The organism is Micromonospora sp. NPDC023814 (assembly GCF_040639595.1).
In the GTDB taxonomy this organism is placed as follows: Bacteria; Actinomycetota; Actinomycetes; order Mycobacteriales; family Micromonosporaceae; genus Micromonospora.
The window spans coordinates 1-13,490 of record NZ_JBFAAF010000121.1 but is presented as its reverse complement, the minus strand read 5'-3'; the positions used below and the strand labels follow the sequence as shown (position 1 = coordinate 13,490).

Below are 13,490 nucleotides of genomic sequence, written 5' to 3'. Positions count from 1 at the left end.
GATCTCGGGGTTGGTGCCGTAGAGCTGGAGGCTGCGGGGCCGCTCGTCGGCGCCGAAGGCGATCATGCGCAGCGTCTTCGGGTTCCGCTCCACCACCGGCCAGCGGCGTCCTCGCCTCCGACCATCAGTGGGGCGTGGCGGCGTGGACCCGGACGATCACGGCGGTGGCGTTGTCGTCGCCGCCGGCCTCCAGGGTGGCGCCGAGCAGGTCCCGGACCGCCTCCTCCGGTCGTGGCGCCGCCAGCAGCTCCCGGGTCAGGTGGTAGTCGACCTGGTCGCTGACCCCGTCGGTGCAGAGCAGCCACACGTCGCCGGGACGCAGCGACACGGCGAGCAGGTCCGCCTCCGGCTCGCCCGGGTGCCCCGCGTAGCGGGTCAGTTGGTAGCGGGCGCGGGCGGCGGCGGGGGAGTCGGCCGGGTACCAGCCGTGCAGTACGCCCAGCCAGGCCGCCGTGTGGTCGACGGTCATCAGCTCCAGCAGGCCGTCGCGCAGCCGGTACGCGCGGGAGTCGCCGAGCTGGAGGAGCCAGCCCTGGCCGCCGTCGGGCTCGACGAGCAGGGCGGTCAGCGTACAGCCGGTCAGCTCCGCCAGGCCCGCGCCGGCGGCGCGTACGGCCGACTGGACGCCGGCCACGGCGGCGCGCAACTGCCGGGGGCCGACGTCGGGCCAGGCGGCCCGGACCTGTGCGACCAGGGTGCCCATCGCCGTGGTGCCGGCCCGGCGGCTGCCCTCGCCGGCGCCCATCCCGTCGGCCACCGCCGCGAACGGCAGGGCCGGGTCGACGTGCAGCACGTCGAAGTTGGCCGGGTAGCGGTTGCCGACGACGCTGCCGCCGACGGCCTCCACCGTGATCTCGCCGAGCGGGTGGCGGCGCGGCTCGGCGGGCGCGGGAACCTCATCGGACACGGGGACCTCGGCATCGGGCACGACTCTGGCGGGCCGGCGGGCGAAGGCGGGACATCGGCGGACGGTAGCACCGGGCGAGCCGAACTCGGGTGTCAACATGGGTTGACAGGATGGCGAATGTCAACGTAAGTTGACGACATGAGTCAGGCAACGGAACTCGCCGCGGCAGCCGGCAGCACCGACCCCCGGGTCGGGCTGCGCGCCGTCCGCGCGCTGCGCCGGCTGCTCGAACGGCTCGAGGTGGTCCAGGTGGACAACGCCCGTCGACAGGGCTGGTCCTGGCAGGAGATCGCCGACGAGCTAGAGGTCAGCCGGCAGGCGGTCCACAAGAAGCACGCCGGGCGACCGGCGGTCGGATCCTCCTGGGAGGCGTGATGTTCGAACGGTTCACCGACCGGGCCCGCACCGTCGTGCGAGTCGCCCGGGACGAGGCCCGGGCCGAGGGCCAACGGCCGGTCGGCACCGAGCACCTGCTGCTCGCCCTCCTCGCCGACGGGGACAGCCTCGCCGCGCGGGTGCTCGCCGAGGCCGGCGTCCGCGCCGACGACCTGCGGGACCGCGTCCGCCGGCACACCGAGCGGGGCGGCACCGGCCTCGCCGACGCCGACGCCGCCGCCCTGCGGGAGATCGGCATCGACCTGGCCGCGATCGTGGCCCGGATCGAGGAGTCGTTCGGTCCGGACGCGCTGCGCGAGGCGGCGCCGGCGCCGCGCCGCCGCTGGGGCCGCCGACGGTACGCGGGCGGACCGTTCTCCTCCCGCGCGAAGAAGGTGTTGGAGCTGTCGCTGCGGGAGGCGCTGCGACTGCGCCACCGCCACATCGGCACCGAGCACATCCTGCTCGGGGTGCTCCGCGAGGGGCGGGGGCTGGGCGCGCTGGTGCTCACCGAGGCCGGAGCCGACCTGGACGACCTGCGCCGGCGGGTGGAGACCGCGCTGCGGGCGGCGGCCTGAGCCCCCGGAGCCGGCGGCCCGGGGCGGGATCGTAAACCTGTTCTCGCTGCGCGTAACGTCACCGGGTCGCCGGCTCGCTGCCGCGCCGGATCTGCTGCACACTGGCGCCGTGGATCCCCGACAGGACAGGCGCGCGGCCCATGATGGTGGCCTGCGCTCCGCCGTGGTGGTCAACCCCGTGAAGGTGGCCGACCTCGACGAGCTGCACCGGACGGTCCACGACGCCCTCGCCGCCGCCGGCTGGCCCGAGCCGCTCTGGTTCGAGACCACGGTCGAGGACCCGGGCCGTGGCCAGACCGAGAAGGCGGTCGCGGCCGGCGTGGAGGTGGTCTTCGCCTGCGGCGGCGACGGCACCGTGATGTCCTGCGTCAGCGGCCTGGTCGGCACCGACGTCGCGCTCGCCGTGCTCCCGCAGGGCACCGGCAACCTGCTCGCGGCCAACCTGGGCCTCTCCGGGGACCTGGCCGCCGGGCTGGAGGTCGCCGTCGAGCGCGGTCGCCGGCTGCTCGACGTCGGCGCGGTCGAGGACCACTACTTCACCGTGATGGCCGGCATGGGCTTCGACGCCCAGATGCTCGCCGACACCTCGGAGACCACCAAGAAGCGGATCGGCTGGCCGGCGTACGTGGTGGGGGCCGCCAAGCACCTGCGCGACCGGCCGATGAAGGTGTCCATCCGCATCGACGACCAGCAGCCGATCCGCCGGCGGGCCCGCTCCGTGCTGATCGCCAACGTCGGGCGCCTCCAGGGCGGGGTGCGCCTGCTCACCGACGCCGAGCCCGACGACGGCTACCTCGACGTCGCCGTGCTCACCCCGCGTACGCTGCGGCACTGGCTGGCGCTCGGCTGGGCCGTCGTACGCCGGCAGGACCGCGTGCCCCGGATGGAGGTCTTCCGGGGCCGGCGCGTGGAGATCACCAGCAACCGGCCCCAGCCCCGGGAGCTCGACGGCGACCTCATCGAGCCGGGCCGCACCCTGAAGGCCGAGATCCGGCGGCGGGCGCTCTGGCTCTGCGTGCCGCAGCCCGAGCAGGCCCCCGACCTGGCCGAGGACGCGCAGGCGGCCGGAGAGCGGGGCGAGCAGCTCATCGACGAGGCGCACCGTGAGTAGCACCCGGATCGTGCCGGAGACCCGGCTGATGCCCGACGAGGAGCTCAACGCCGACGACGCCTGGCACGCGCTGCGCCGGCAGGGCGGCTGGCACCTGCTGCGGGACGCCTTCATCCGGTTCCGCTACGGCGACGGGTTCAGCCACTCCCGCGCGTTCGCGCTGCAACTGTGCCTCGCCGTGGTGCCGTTCATGATCGCGCTGACCGGCCTGATCAGCGAACTCGGCGTGGAGGAGGGCGGCCAGGTCGTCGCCGACACGGTGCTCGCACTCACCCCCGGGGCGAGCGAGCCGGTGGTGGCCGAGCTGCTCGGCGAGGGCGACCGCACCGAACGCGCCGGGGAGCTGGCGCTCAGCCTCGGCCTGATCACCGGCCTGGTCGCGCTGACCAGCACGATGGCGCAGATCGAGCGCGGCGCCAACCGGATCTACGGCGTGGAACGGGACCGCCCGGCGCTGTGGAAGTACGTCCGCGCCGCCGTCCTCGCCCTCACCGCCGGCGTACCGGCGCTGACCGGGTTCCTGATCCTCGTCGGCGGCGGCCCGATGGGTGACTCGGTGCAGCGGCACTACGCCTGGGGCGAACTCGCCAACGGCGTCTGGGACGTGGTGCGCTGGCCGCTCAGTCTCGCGCTGACCGTCCTGGCCGTCGCGGTGCTCTTCCGGCACGCCCCCCGCCGCAACCAGCCCGGCCTGTCCTGGCTCTTCTTCGGCGCCGGGATCGCCACCGTGCTGTGGTGGGTGGCCAGCCTGCTGCTCGCCGCGTACGTGCGGTTCAGCGACGGGTTCGGCCAGACCTACGGCGCGCTGACCGGCATGATGGCGCTGCTGCTGTGGGCGAACCTGACCGGCATGGCGCTCTTCGGCGGGCTCTCCTTCGCCGCCCAGCTGGAGGCGCTGCGAATCGGGGTGCGCGAGCCCGCCCAGCCCGACCTATGGGAGCCCGAGGCCGAGCGCGACCAGCTCCACGACACCGGCGACATGACCTCCCTGTAGTCCGTTTCGGACACCCCCGGTGTACGCGCAGCGCCGATCGGGTATTGCGGCACGCCAGGAGCGAGAGGGAGGCTGCCGTGGGCGCGGTCAAAGAGGCGTTGCGTCGACCCCTGGGTCACTTCACCGAGCGGACGCTCGCCGGCCTGGCGGTCGTGCTCGGCGCCGGGGTCGGCTTCGGGGTGCTCCTCGTCCTGGTCCGGACCCGGTGGACCCCGCTGTACGACGTCGACCACGGCGTGGCCGCCTGGCTCAACGACCTGGTCGCCCCGCACGGGCCGCTGGTCACCGTGCTCAACGCGCTCACCGACCTCGGCGGCCGGGCGGTCATCGTCTGGCTGGTGTCGGTCGCCGTGGTCGGCCTGCTGATCCGCCGGCAGGGCCGGCTCGCGGTGTTCCTGGTCGTCACCGGTCTCGGCGCGCTGATCCTCGACCCGGCGCTCAAGACGCTGGTCGACCGGCTGCGCCCCGAGGTGGAGGTGCCGATCGGCAGCTACGCCGGGGACAGCTTCCCCAGCGGGCACGCGCTCGGCTCGATGGTCGCGTACGGGGCGCTGCTGCTGGTCTTCCTGCCGGCCATGTCGCGCCGTTGGCGCAGGCCCGCGATCGTCCTGGTCGCCGCCGTCGTGTTCCTGATCGGGCTGACCCGGATCGCGCTGGGCGTGCACTTCGTCTCCGACGTGCTCGGGGCCTGGCTGCTCGGCGCCGCCTGGCTCGGCGTCACCGCGTACGCCTTCCGGCTGTGGCGGTTGGAGCGGGGCCGGCCGGTCCCGGCGCTGACCGAGGGGCTGGAGCCGGAGGCCGCGCACGAGGTGGCGCCCGCCCCCGACGAGGCGCACCTGCTGCCGCACCCCCGGGCGGCCGTGTTCGAGCTGGTCGTCGGCTGGGTGCTGGTCCTCGGCGCGCTCTACGGCTTCGGCATGTTCGTCAGCTACCACGCCGGCGGCACCCTCTTCGCCACCCTCGACACCGACGTGCCGAGGTGGTTCGCGGAGCACCGCACCCCCGACCGGGACGACCTGAGCCACTGGTGGAGCAAGGCCGGCGACACGCACGCCATCCTGCTCATCTCGCTGGTCTTCTGCCCGCTCGTGCTGGCCGTGTGGCGGCGCTGGCGGCCGGTGCTGTTCGTCGCCCTGACCATGTTCGGCGAGCTGAGCCTCTTCCTCGCCTCCGCCGCCGCGGTCGACCGGCCCCGCCCGCCGGTGGGCAACCTCGACGGCCCGATGCCGACCTCTTCGTTCCCGTCCGGCCACATCGCCGCCACGCTCTGCGTCTGGGTCGCCGTCGCGATCATCGTCGTCCCGCGTACGGACCGGTGGTGGCGGTGGATCTTCGTGGCGCTGGCGGTGGTGATGCCGGCCGCCGTGGCGATCTCCCGGATGTACCGGGGCATGCACCACCCCACCGACGTCATGGGCGCGATCATCCTCACCATCGGATGGGTCGGGCTGCTCTACTGGGTCGTCCGCCCCAACGAGGACCTGCGCGAGGGCAACCGGCCCAGCATCGAGTCCGAGGACGTGCACACCCTCGACGACGAGCTGGCCAAGGCCGCCCGGGTGGACTGACGGCACCGATGCTGCGGGTGATGAGCTGGAACATCCGGACCGGCGGCCGGGACCGGGGCGGCGCCGACCGCCGGGACCGGCTGGCGCAGGTCGTCGCCGCGCAGCGGCCGGACGTGCTGGCCCTGCAGGAGCTGCGGGACTTCGACTCGGGCGACGTGCTCGGCGACTTCGCGGGCCGGGTGGGGATGCGGCCCCACCTCGCCCGTTCCTGCTTCGGCCAGCCGGTGGCGGTGCTGCTCCGGCCGCCGATGCGCGCCCTCGCCGCCGCCCGGGTGCGCCGGCCGTTCCACCACGCCGCGCAGCGGGTCACCGTGGCGACCGACGCCGGCCCGCTGACCGTGCTGAGCGTCCACCTCGATCCCTACTCCGGGCTGCGGCGGCGCGTCGAGGCGGGCTGGGCCGCCGCCGCGCTGCGCCGCGCGCCGGGGGAGCTGGGGCTGCTCGCCGGGGACCTGAACACCCTCGACCCCGTCGCCGACCACACCGACCGGATCGCCCGGCTCCCCGCCGCGTACCGCCGCCGTCACCTGCGTCGGGACGGGCGGACGGTGGACACCCGGGCGGTGGCCCGACTGCTCGCCGCCGGCCTGGTCGACCTGTACGCGGCGGCCGGCACGCCCGACGCCGGGCTGACCGCGCCGACCCGGCACGGCGGCGGCGCGGAGTTCTCCGGCATGCGGCTGGACTACCTGTTCGGCACCCCGGCGCTGGCCGCCCGGGTGCGGGACTGCCGGGTACTCCGGGGCGGCGACACCGAGTACGCCTCCGACCACTACCCGCTCGTCGCGGACCTGGTCCTCGACCCGGCCTGAACCACCCGGCCGCCTGCAGCCTGCCGAGCACCCGGCCACGCGGTCCACGCGGTCCAGGCGGTTCACGCGGCCCACGCAGCCCAGGCGGCCCATGCGGCCCACCCGGCCCACCCGGCCACCCGGGTGCCTCGGCGCGGCTGCCGCCGGGGTGCTTGCCGGGGCTGGTTACCGTGTGTCGGTGATCGACTCGCCGGGCCCGGCTCCGCGTGCCACCGGAACATCCCCCACTTCTGAAGCCGCGCCGCTGGTCGTGGCCGTCGCCCGGGGGATCGCGCTGGTCGTGGTGGTGCCCGTGCGGCTGGTCTGGGAGCTGGTCGCCGCCGTCTGCGGGTGGCTGCACCGCTGGCTGCTCGCGCCGGTCGGCCGGTTCCTGGACCGCTGGCTGCTGCGCCCGGTCGGCTGGCTGCTGCGTCACCTGCTGTGGCTGCCGCTGGGCTGGCTCGCCCGGGGCATCGCCTGGCTGGCCCGGACGCTGGTGTGGGTGCCGCTGGTGTGGCTCGCCCGCGGGCTGGCGTGGCTGGCCCGGACGGTGGTGTGGGTGCCGTTGGCCTGGCTGGCGTACCACCTGGTCTGGCTGCCGTTGCGCTGGCTTGCCCGGTTCCTCGCCCCGCTCGGACGCCTGCTGGCGGCCGGGCTCGCCGCGCTGGGCCGGTGGCTGCTGGCCGTCGGCCGGGTGCTGTTCGACGCGGCGGCGTGGGCGTGGCGGATGACCGGCCGGCTGCTGTGGTGGTGCTACGCGCTCACCCTGCGGCCGTTCGTGCTCGCGGCGGGCTGGCTGTGGCGGCACGCCGTGCGCCCGGCGGGCCGGGCGGTCGCCGCCGCGTGGCGGGCGACGGTGTCGCCGGTCGCCCGTTGGCTGCGCGGCAGCGTCGTCGACCCGGTCCGCCAGGCGACCCGCGAGGTGCTGGCGGCCCTCGGCCTGCGCCGCTGACCAGGGGGCGGGCGAACGTGGGTCACAGGACCACGTTGAGCAGGACGGTCAGGACGATCGAGGCGACGATCGAGAAGAGGATCATCAGGAGGCAGCCGAGGCCGCCCCCGGCGGGGCGGATCTCCGTGTTGCCGATGCGCATGTGATCACCTGTTCGTCAGGGACGGGGTGAGCAGGGCACGGATCGCGTCGGCGACCTGGGCCGGCGCGGTGGTCGCGACGTTGTGCGCGGCGCCCGGCACGGTGAGCGTGCGGGCGTGCGGCACCAGCCGGCCCACCTGCGACCGCCAGGACGCCGGCACCACCGGGTCCCGGGAGCCGGCGACCACCAGGGTCGGTGCGGTGATCCCGACCAGGTCCGCCTCGACGCCGTTGCGTACCGAGTGCGCCAGCGTCGCGTGGACGCGCCAGGGACGGGCGTCCACGACGTCCCGGAGCAGGATCGGCGCCTGTAACGGCGCCTCCCGCAGGGTGTCCACCAGCCACCGCCCGAACTGTCCCCGCCGGGACCGGGCGGCCGGGTCACTGGTCGGCCCGGCGAGCACCACGGCCCGGACCACGTCGGGCTGGCGGGCGGCCAGCGCCGCGACGACCTCCGCGCCGAACGAGTGCCCGACCAGGCAGACCGGCGGCATCCGGTACGCGGCCAGCCAGGCGGCCAGATGGTTGGCGTGCCGGGCCACGTCGTACGCCGTGGCGGGGCGCTCGGTGAGCCCGAAGCCGGGCAGGTCCGGCGCGTACACGGGGTGGGTGTCGGCCAGCGCCAGGGCGAGTGGGGTCAGGTAGCGGTGGGACACCGCCAGCCCGTGCACCAGCACGACGGGTGTGGTGCCGGTGCCCGGACCGGCCGTGCGGCGGGTGTGCGTACGGATCCCGTCGACCAGCCGCCACTCGCTGGTCAGGCCGGCGGCCGGGCGCGGCGCGGCCAGCGCGAGGCGCAGCTCGGCCGGTCCGAACCGGCCGGGCGGGGTCACCCGGGGCCGCCGGGTCGGCGAGATCCTCACAGCTCGCGCAGCCTCGGCAGCAACTGCTCCTGCGCCCAGTCGAGGAACATGGGTTGCGTCTCGCCGCCCACCTGCACGATCGCCACGTGGGTGAAGCCCGCGTCGACGAACTTCTTGAACGCCTCGACGTGCCGGTCCACGTCGGGCCCGCAGGAGATCCCCTCGGCCACGTCCTCCTCGCGGACGAACTGGGTGGCGGCGGCGAACGACTCCGGCCCGGGCAGGTCCGCGTTGACCTTCCAGCCCATTCCGAACCAGCGGAACTGGTCGTGCACGATCTTGCGGCACTCCGCCTCGTCCGGGCCGTAGCAGATGGCCACCTGCCCGTAGCGGGGCCGCCCGGCGCCGCCGGCGTCCTCGTACATCTCGATGATGTGCGGGTCGGGCTCGGTGGCGACGATGCCGTTGCCGTACTCGGCGGCGAGGGTGGCCGACTGCCGGCCCGAGGCGGCGATCGCCATCGGCACCGGGCGGTCCGGCCGGTCCCACACGTACGCGTCGGGCACGTCGTAGTGGTTGCCGGAGAAGGTCAGCGTCTCCCCGTTGAGCAGGGGCCGGATGATCTGGAGCGCCTCCTCGAACATCTCGTGCCGCTGCTGCACATGCGGCCAGCCGCCGACCACGTGCTCGTTGAGGTTCTCACCCGCGCCGAGGCCGAGGGTGAACCGGCCGTCCGAGAGCACCCCGACGGTGCTGGCCTTCTGCGCCACGACCGCCGGGTGGTAGCGGCGGATCGGGCAGGTCACGAAGGACATCAGCTCCGCCCGGCTGGTGGCGTGCGCGACCGCGCCGAGCACGGACCAGGCGTACGGAGAGTGGCCCTGCGAGTCCAGCCACGGGTAGTAGTGGTCGGAGATGACGAGCTGGTCGAAGCCGGCCGCCTCCGCCCGCACCGCGTAGTCGACCAGGTGCTTGGGGCCGGCCTGCTCGCACAACAGGGTGTAGCCGACGGTGACCATGGCGTTCTCCTTCCGAGCCGTCTCCCCGTCCGGCTCGGCGGCCGGACCCGGACGGATCATCCACGGATACCCCCGGCGGCGCCGGTCAACCCTCGCTTCCGGTGGCGAGGTGGGCGGCGCGCATGGTCAGGTACCGCTGCTCGGGCAGGCTCGTGGTCAGGGCGGCCGCAGCCCGGTACGCGGCCACCGCGCCCTCCCGGTCGCCGGCCATCTCGCGCAGGTGCCCGCGGGCGGCGGGCAGCCGGTGGTGCCCGGCGAGCCGGGGGTCGGCGTCCAGCGCGTCGAGGGCCGCCAGGCCCGTCGCCGGGCCGTGCACCATGGCGGTCGCCACCGCGCGGTTGAGGGCGACGACCGGGTTGCCGGAGAAGCGTTCCAGCACCTCGTAGAGGGCGAGGATCTGCGGCCAGTCGGTCTCCCCGGTGCTGGGAGCCTCGTCGTGCAGTGCGGCGATGGCAGCCTGGATCTGGTACGGCCCGACCGGCCCGCGGGGCAGCGCCCGGGTCACCAGCGCGACCCCCTCGGCGATCGCCGCCGCGTCCCACCGGCTGCGGTCCTGGTCGGCCAGGGAGACCAGTTCGCCGGACGGGCCGGTCCGCGCGGCGGCGCGGGCGTCGGTGAGCAGCATCAGCGCGAGCAGGCCGGCCACCTCGCTGTCGTCGGGCAGGAGCGCGTGCAGCGCCCGGGTCAGCCGGATCGCCTCCTCGGACAGGTCCACCCGGCGCAGGTCGGCGCCCAGGCTGGCGGTGTGCCCCTCGGTGAAGATCAGGTAGAGCACGTGCCGCACCGCGGCCAGCCGGGCCTCCCGGTCGGCCGGCTCGGGCATCCGGAACGGGATGCCGGAGCCGCGGATGCGCTGCTTGGCGCGGCTGATCCGCTGCGCCATGGTGGCCTCGGGCACGAGGAAGGCGCGGGCGATCTCGGCCGTGCTGAGCCCGCCGACCGCGCGCAGGGTCAGCGCGATCGCCGAGGCCGGCGAGAGCGCCGGATGGCAGCAGAGGAAGAGCAGGGTCAGGGTGTCGTCCCGGTCGGCGGTCAGCTCCTCGTCCGGTGGCGGCGCGGCGCGCCGGTCGTCCGGCTCGCGGCGGGCGACGAGGTCCTCGCGCCGCCGCCGGGCCGTCTCGCCGCGGACCAGTTCGACCATCCGGCGGTACGCGACCTGGATCAGCCAGCCGCGGGGGTTGTCCGGCGTCCCCTCGACCGGCCACTGGGTCGCCGCCGCCAGCAGCGCCTCCTGCACGGCGTCCTCGGCGGTGGCGAAGTCGCCGAAGCGGCGGCTGAGCACGCCGAGGACCTGCGGCGCCAGCTCGCGCAGCAGGTCCTCGGCGGATGGTTCGGCGGCGTCCAGTCGTCACATCTCCAGTGGCGGGGCCGACATGACCGGGCGCACCTCGATCGGCATGTTCAGCGGCCGGCCGCCGGGGCCGGGCGCGGTGGAGATGTGCGCGGCGAGCGCGACGGCCCGCTCGGGGCTGTCGCAGTCCACGATCCAGAAGCCGGCGAGGAACTCCTTGGTCTCGGCGAACGGCCCCTCGGTGACCACGGGCGCGCCGTCGGAGCCCGCCCGGACGATCTTCGCCTGGTCGGGCGCCGCGAGCCCCTGGCCGTCGACCAGTTCGCCGTCGGCGACCAGCTTGGCGTTGACCTCGGCCATGAACCCGATGTGCGCCCGGATCTCCTCCGGCGCCCAGGTGTCGATCGAGGGGAAGTCCGTGCCGGCGGCGCTGAACTGCATGAGCAACATGTACTTCACGTCTGGCTCCTCACGACTGCGCACCATCATCGGTGCTCTCACCCACAGGTAGAAGCCGGCACACCGGTCCTCGACATCCCGGCCGAAGAAATTCCGAGAAATTTCGCCGCCGCCCGCTCCTGCGAATGAAGAGGTGCGGCGGAGTGCCCTCACAGGCACTTCACAGCGGTGCCGGATAGGGTCCGAGCAGTCAACGACCCGCTCCAGGGTGGAGTGCGGCGTGATCCTGCGGGAGTTCCGATGGTCTTCAAGAAGATGCTGAGCGCGTTCGGTGTGGGTGGGCCGAGCGTCGACACCGTCCTGACCAACCCGAACACCCGACCCGGCCTGACCCTGGAGGGCCAGGTGAACCTGGTCGGCGGCGACGCCCCGGCCAACGTCGAGCAGGTCGTCGTCAGCCTGGTCACCCGGGTGGAGATCGAGGGCGGCGACACCGAGTACGCCGGCATCATGGAGTTCCACCGGCTGCCGGTCAGCGGCGCGTTCCAGCTCGCCCCGAAGCAGCAGCTCTCCCTGCCGTTCCAGCTCCCGGTGCCGTGGGAGACCCCGATCACCGACGTGTACGGCCAGCGGCTGCGCGGCATGACGATGGGGCTGCGTACCGAGCTGGCGATCGCCCGGGCGGTCGACAAGGGCGACCTGGACCAGGTCAACGTGCACCCGCTGCCGGTGCACGAGCGGATCCTGGAGGCGTTCCAGCAGCTCGGGTTCCGCTTCAAGCACGCCGACCTGGAACGCGGCCACATCCGGGGCACGCAGCAGACGCTGCCGTTCTACCAGGAGATCGAGTTCTTCGCCTCGCCCCAGTACGCGTCGACCATCAACGAGGTCGAGCTGACCTTCGTCACCAGCCCGCAGGGCGTCGAGGTGATCCTGGAGTGCGACAAGCGCGGCGGGTTCCTCACCGCCGGGCACGACGCCTTCGGCCACTACCGGGTCTCGTACGCGGACGCCGACCGGACGGACTGGGTCCAGGTCGTCGACGGCTGGCTGCGGGAGACCACCTCGCGCTACGGCAGCCTGCGCGCGCAGGGCTTCGGCGGGCACGGTCACGGACACGGCCGGGGCCCCGGCATGGGCGGCGTGGTCGCCGGCGCCGCGCTCGGTCTCGTCGGCGGCATGGTCGCCGGAGAGATGATCGAGGACGCGATCGAGGGTGACTTCGCCGAGGACTTCGGCGGCTTCGAGGAGTAGGACCAACACGACGGCGGCCTCCGGGACGGAAGTCCCGGAGGCCGCCGCGTGCTGTGGCGCGCGGTACCCGGTTAGTGCCGGGCCTTGCGCTCCTCACCGCTGCGCCAGTTGCTGCCGGCCTTGGCCAGACCACGGCTACCCAGGTAGCCGAGGGTCAGCAGCGTGATCATGAACCACGCGTTGGGGGCCCGGAAGATGTCCACCCCGGCCGAGTTCTTTCCGACCAGCTGTGATGCGGCCAGCACACCGATCACGGCCGCGATGTAGACCCAGAACTCGGTGGTCCGCAGCGACGGCTTGGTCTCCGTGCCGGGTGCCTGCATGGCTTCCCGACGTCCGTCGGGCACCATCGGCATCGGGCGGGTGGGCGTCTCCTGCATGGCCCTGTCCTGCATCGCCCGGTTGGGCGCTTCCTGCACCGGCCGGTTCATCGGCCTGGTGGATGCAGCCTGCGTGCTCATCTTGTCCTCCTCAGGATGCGATGAGTCGTACCTGCATTCCCTCCCCCCGCTACCGCGTTTCGGCCACGGCACGGTTCGCGTTCATGGCGAGGGCACCCGCCGTCTACCCGACCCGCCGGGGGCAGTAACACCTGCCGGCGGCCGGGAAAATCTGGTCCGCCGGGGTCGCGCGGGGCGCGCCACGGACGGGGTACGCCGCCGGCCCGGCGGCGCGGGTTTGCCGGGGCGGTCGCCGGGCACGCACCCGGACCGACACTTCTGTGAGGTGATGGACGTGCGTGAGGACGACATGCGACAGGACGCCGCCCGGCGGGCCGAGGACCGGATCGCCGGCGGCGTGTACGGCGAGGGCGTCCTGGACGAGGTGACCGTACCCCCCACCGACGTGCAGCGGGTCATCCAGGACGAGGACCCGGACGACCCGGCCCACGTCCCGGTCGACCCGGACGTGCTGCGCGACGGGGGCCCCACCCGGGGGCAGGGCGCGATCACCACGACCGGCGGCACCGCCGGCCCGGCGAGCGCCCGGCGGCTGGCCCGGCAGCCCGAGCGGCATCGCGGCAAGGTGGCCCCGACGACCACGGGCGACGCCACCACCGGCGGCATGAGCACCCCCGCCGGTGGCTCCACCAGCGACCAGTCCAGCACCGCCAGCCAGGTCGGCAACTTCACCAACGAATGACCACCGGTCGCGGCCCCGCCCGCCCAACGGCGTAGGCGGGACCACTGACGGTCGGAGGCGAGGACGCCGCTGGCCGGCACCCCGCACGGGGTACCGGCCAGCGGCGTCATGCACCTGTCGTCAGCTGTTCCAGTGTTCGGCGACCAGGTCGGCGGCCTGCTGCT

General features: G+C 74.3%; 15 protein-coding genes. 9 read left to right on the top strand and 6 right to left on the bottom strand.

The window, feature by feature from the left end; genetic code table 11:
- Window positions 1-124: 124 nt before the first annotated feature.
- Window positions 125-907: a PP2C family serine/threonine-protein phosphatase gene (locus AB0G14_RS33420; protein ID WP_357704414.1), complete on the bottom strand. Its 783-nt coding sequence runs from the start codon at window positions 905-907 to the stop codon at window positions 125-127.
- 138 nt (window positions 908-1,045) lie between these two features.
- Between AB0G14_RS33420 and AB0G14_RS33415 the strand changes: the two genes are divergently transcribed.
- The 7 genes from AB0G14_RS33415 (at window position 1,046) to AB0G14_RS33385 (ending at window position 7,276) form a co-directional block, all read left to right on the top strand.
- Window positions 1,046-1,282, top strand: coding sequence for an HTH domain-containing protein (locus AB0G14_RS33415; RefSeq protein ID WP_089001290.1), 237 nt, complete (start codon window positions 1,046-1,048; stop codon window positions 1,280-1,282).
- On the top strand, window positions 1,282-1,860 hold the full coding sequence (locus AB0G14_RS33410) for a Clp protease N-terminal domain-containing protein (RefSeq protein ID WP_357704412.1): 579 nt from the start codon (window positions 1,282-1,284) through the stop codon (window positions 1,858-1,860). Before AB0G14_RS33415 ends, AB0G14_RS33410 begins: the two co-directional genes overlap by 1 nt.
- A 109-nt stretch (window positions 1,861-1,969) precedes the next feature.
- Window positions 1,970-2,971, top strand: a complete 1,002-nt coding sequence (locus AB0G14_RS33405) for a diacylglycerol kinase family protein (protein ID WP_357704410.1) — start codon at window positions 1,970-1,972, stop codon at window positions 2,969-2,971.
- On the top strand, window positions 2,964-3,965 hold the full coding sequence (locus AB0G14_RS33400; RefSeq protein ID WP_357704408.1) for a YihY/virulence factor BrkB family protein: 1,002 nt from the start codon (window positions 2,964-2,966) through the stop codon (window positions 3,963-3,965). The genes AB0G14_RS33405 and AB0G14_RS33400 overlap by 8 nt, the downstream gene beginning before the upstream one ends.
- Window positions 3,966-4,042: 77 nt before the next feature.
- Window positions 4,043-5,533, top strand: coding sequence for a phosphatase PAP2 family protein (locus AB0G14_RS33395; protein WP_357704406.1), 1,491 nt, complete (start codon window positions 4,043-4,045; stop codon window positions 5,531-5,533).
- Window positions 5,534-5,541: 8 nt separating this feature from the next.
- The gene (locus tag AB0G14_RS33390; RefSeq protein ID WP_357704404.1) at window positions 5,542-6,345 is read left to right on the top strand and encodes an endonuclease/exonuclease/phosphatase family protein; all 804 of its coding nucleotides are present in this window, start codon (window positions 5,542-5,544) and stop codon (window positions 6,343-6,345) included.
- 178 nt (window positions 6,346-6,523) lie between these two features.
- Window positions 6,524-7,276, top strand: a complete 753-nt coding sequence (locus tag AB0G14_RS33385) for a hypothetical protein (protein ID WP_357704402.1) — start codon at window positions 6,524-6,526, stop codon at window positions 7,274-7,276.
- 146 nt (window positions 7,277-7,422) lie between these two features.
- On the opposite strand, the gene AB0G14_RS33380 is transcribed toward AB0G14_RS33385, so the two are convergent.
- The 4 genes from AB0G14_RS33380 to AB0G14_RS33365 form a co-directional block, all read right to left on the bottom strand.
- Window positions 7,423-8,280, bottom strand: coding sequence for an alpha/beta hydrolase (locus AB0G14_RS33380; RefSeq protein WP_357704400.1), 858 nt, complete (start codon window positions 8,278-8,280; stop codon window positions 7,423-7,425).
- Window positions 8,277-9,239, bottom strand: coding sequence for a TIGR03557 family F420-dependent LLM class oxidoreductase (locus tag AB0G14_RS33375; protein WP_357704420.1), 963 nt, complete (start codon window positions 9,237-9,239; stop codon window positions 8,277-8,279). Before AB0G14_RS33375 ends, AB0G14_RS33380 begins: the two co-directional genes overlap by 4 nt.
- Before the next feature lie 85 nt (window positions 9,240-9,324).
- The gene (locus AB0G14_RS33370) at window positions 9,325-10,584 is read right to left on the bottom strand and encodes a sigma-70 family RNA polymerase sigma factor (RefSeq protein ID WP_357704418.1); all 1,260 of its coding nucleotides are present in this window, start codon (window positions 10,582-10,584) and stop codon (window positions 9,325-9,327) included.
- A gap of 3 nt (window positions 10,585-10,587) precedes the next feature.
- On the bottom strand, window positions 10,588-10,980 hold the full coding sequence (locus AB0G14_RS33365) for a YciI family protein (protein ID WP_357704416.1): 393 nt from the start codon (window positions 10,978-10,980) through the stop codon (window positions 10,588-10,590).
- A 249-nt stretch (window positions 10,981-11,229) separates the two neighbouring features.
- On the opposite strand from AB0G14_RS33365, the gene AB0G14_RS33360 reads away from it, so the two are divergent.
- A complete protein-coding gene (locus tag AB0G14_RS33360) occupies window positions 11,230-12,183 on the top strand; it encodes a sporulation protein (RefSeq protein WP_357704398.1) in 954 nt (317 codons plus the stop codon).
- Window positions 12,184-12,254: 71 nt separating this feature from the next.
- Here AB0G14_RS33360 and AB0G14_RS33355 read toward each other — a convergent pair whose 3' ends face one another.
- On the bottom strand, window positions 12,255-12,644 hold the full coding sequence (locus AB0G14_RS33355) for a hypothetical protein (protein WP_357704396.1): 390 nt from the start codon (window positions 12,642-12,644) through the stop codon (window positions 12,255-12,257).
- Window positions 12,645-12,918: 274 nt separating this feature from the next.
- On the opposite strand from AB0G14_RS33355, the gene AB0G14_RS33350 reads away from it, so the two are divergent.
- Window positions 12,919-13,326: a hypothetical protein gene (locus AB0G14_RS33350; protein ID WP_357704394.1), complete on the top strand. Its 408-nt coding sequence runs from the start codon at window positions 12,919-12,921 to the stop codon at window positions 13,324-13,326.
- Window positions 13,327-13,490: the final 164 nt, after the last annotated feature.

What these genes read in the sequence shown, in the direction of transcription:
- AB0G14_RS33415 (WP_089001290.1), top strand. Translation starts at nt 1,046, where the DNA reads ATGAGTCAGGCAACGGAACTCGCCGCGGCAGCCGGCAGCACCGACCCC.
- AB0G14_RS33360 (WP_357704398.1), top strand. Translation starts at nt 11,230, where the DNA reads ATGGTCTTCAAGAAGATGCTGAGCGCGTTCGGTGTGGGTGGGCCGAGC.
- AB0G14_RS33365 (WP_357704416.1), bottom strand. Translation starts at nt 10,980, where the DNA reads ATGTTGCTCATGCAGTTCAGCGCCGCCGGCACGGACTTCCCCTCGATC.
- AB0G14_RS33355 (WP_357704396.1), bottom strand. Translation starts at nt 12,644, where the DNA reads ATGAGCACGCAGGCTGCATCCACCAGGCCGATGAACCGGCCGGTGCAG.
- AB0G14_RS33375 (WP_357704420.1), bottom strand. Translation starts at nt 9,239, where the DNA reads ATGGTCACCGTCGGCTACACCCTGTTGTGCGAGCAGGCCGGCCCCAAG.
- AB0G14_RS33390 (WP_357704404.1), top strand. Translation starts at nt 5,542, where the DNA reads ATGCTGCGGGTGATGAGCTGGAACATCCGGACCGGCGGCCGGGACCGG.
- AB0G14_RS33410 (WP_357704412.1), top strand. Translation starts at nt 1,282, where the DNA reads ATGTTCGAACGGTTCACCGACCGGGCCCGCACCGTCGTGCGAGTCGCC.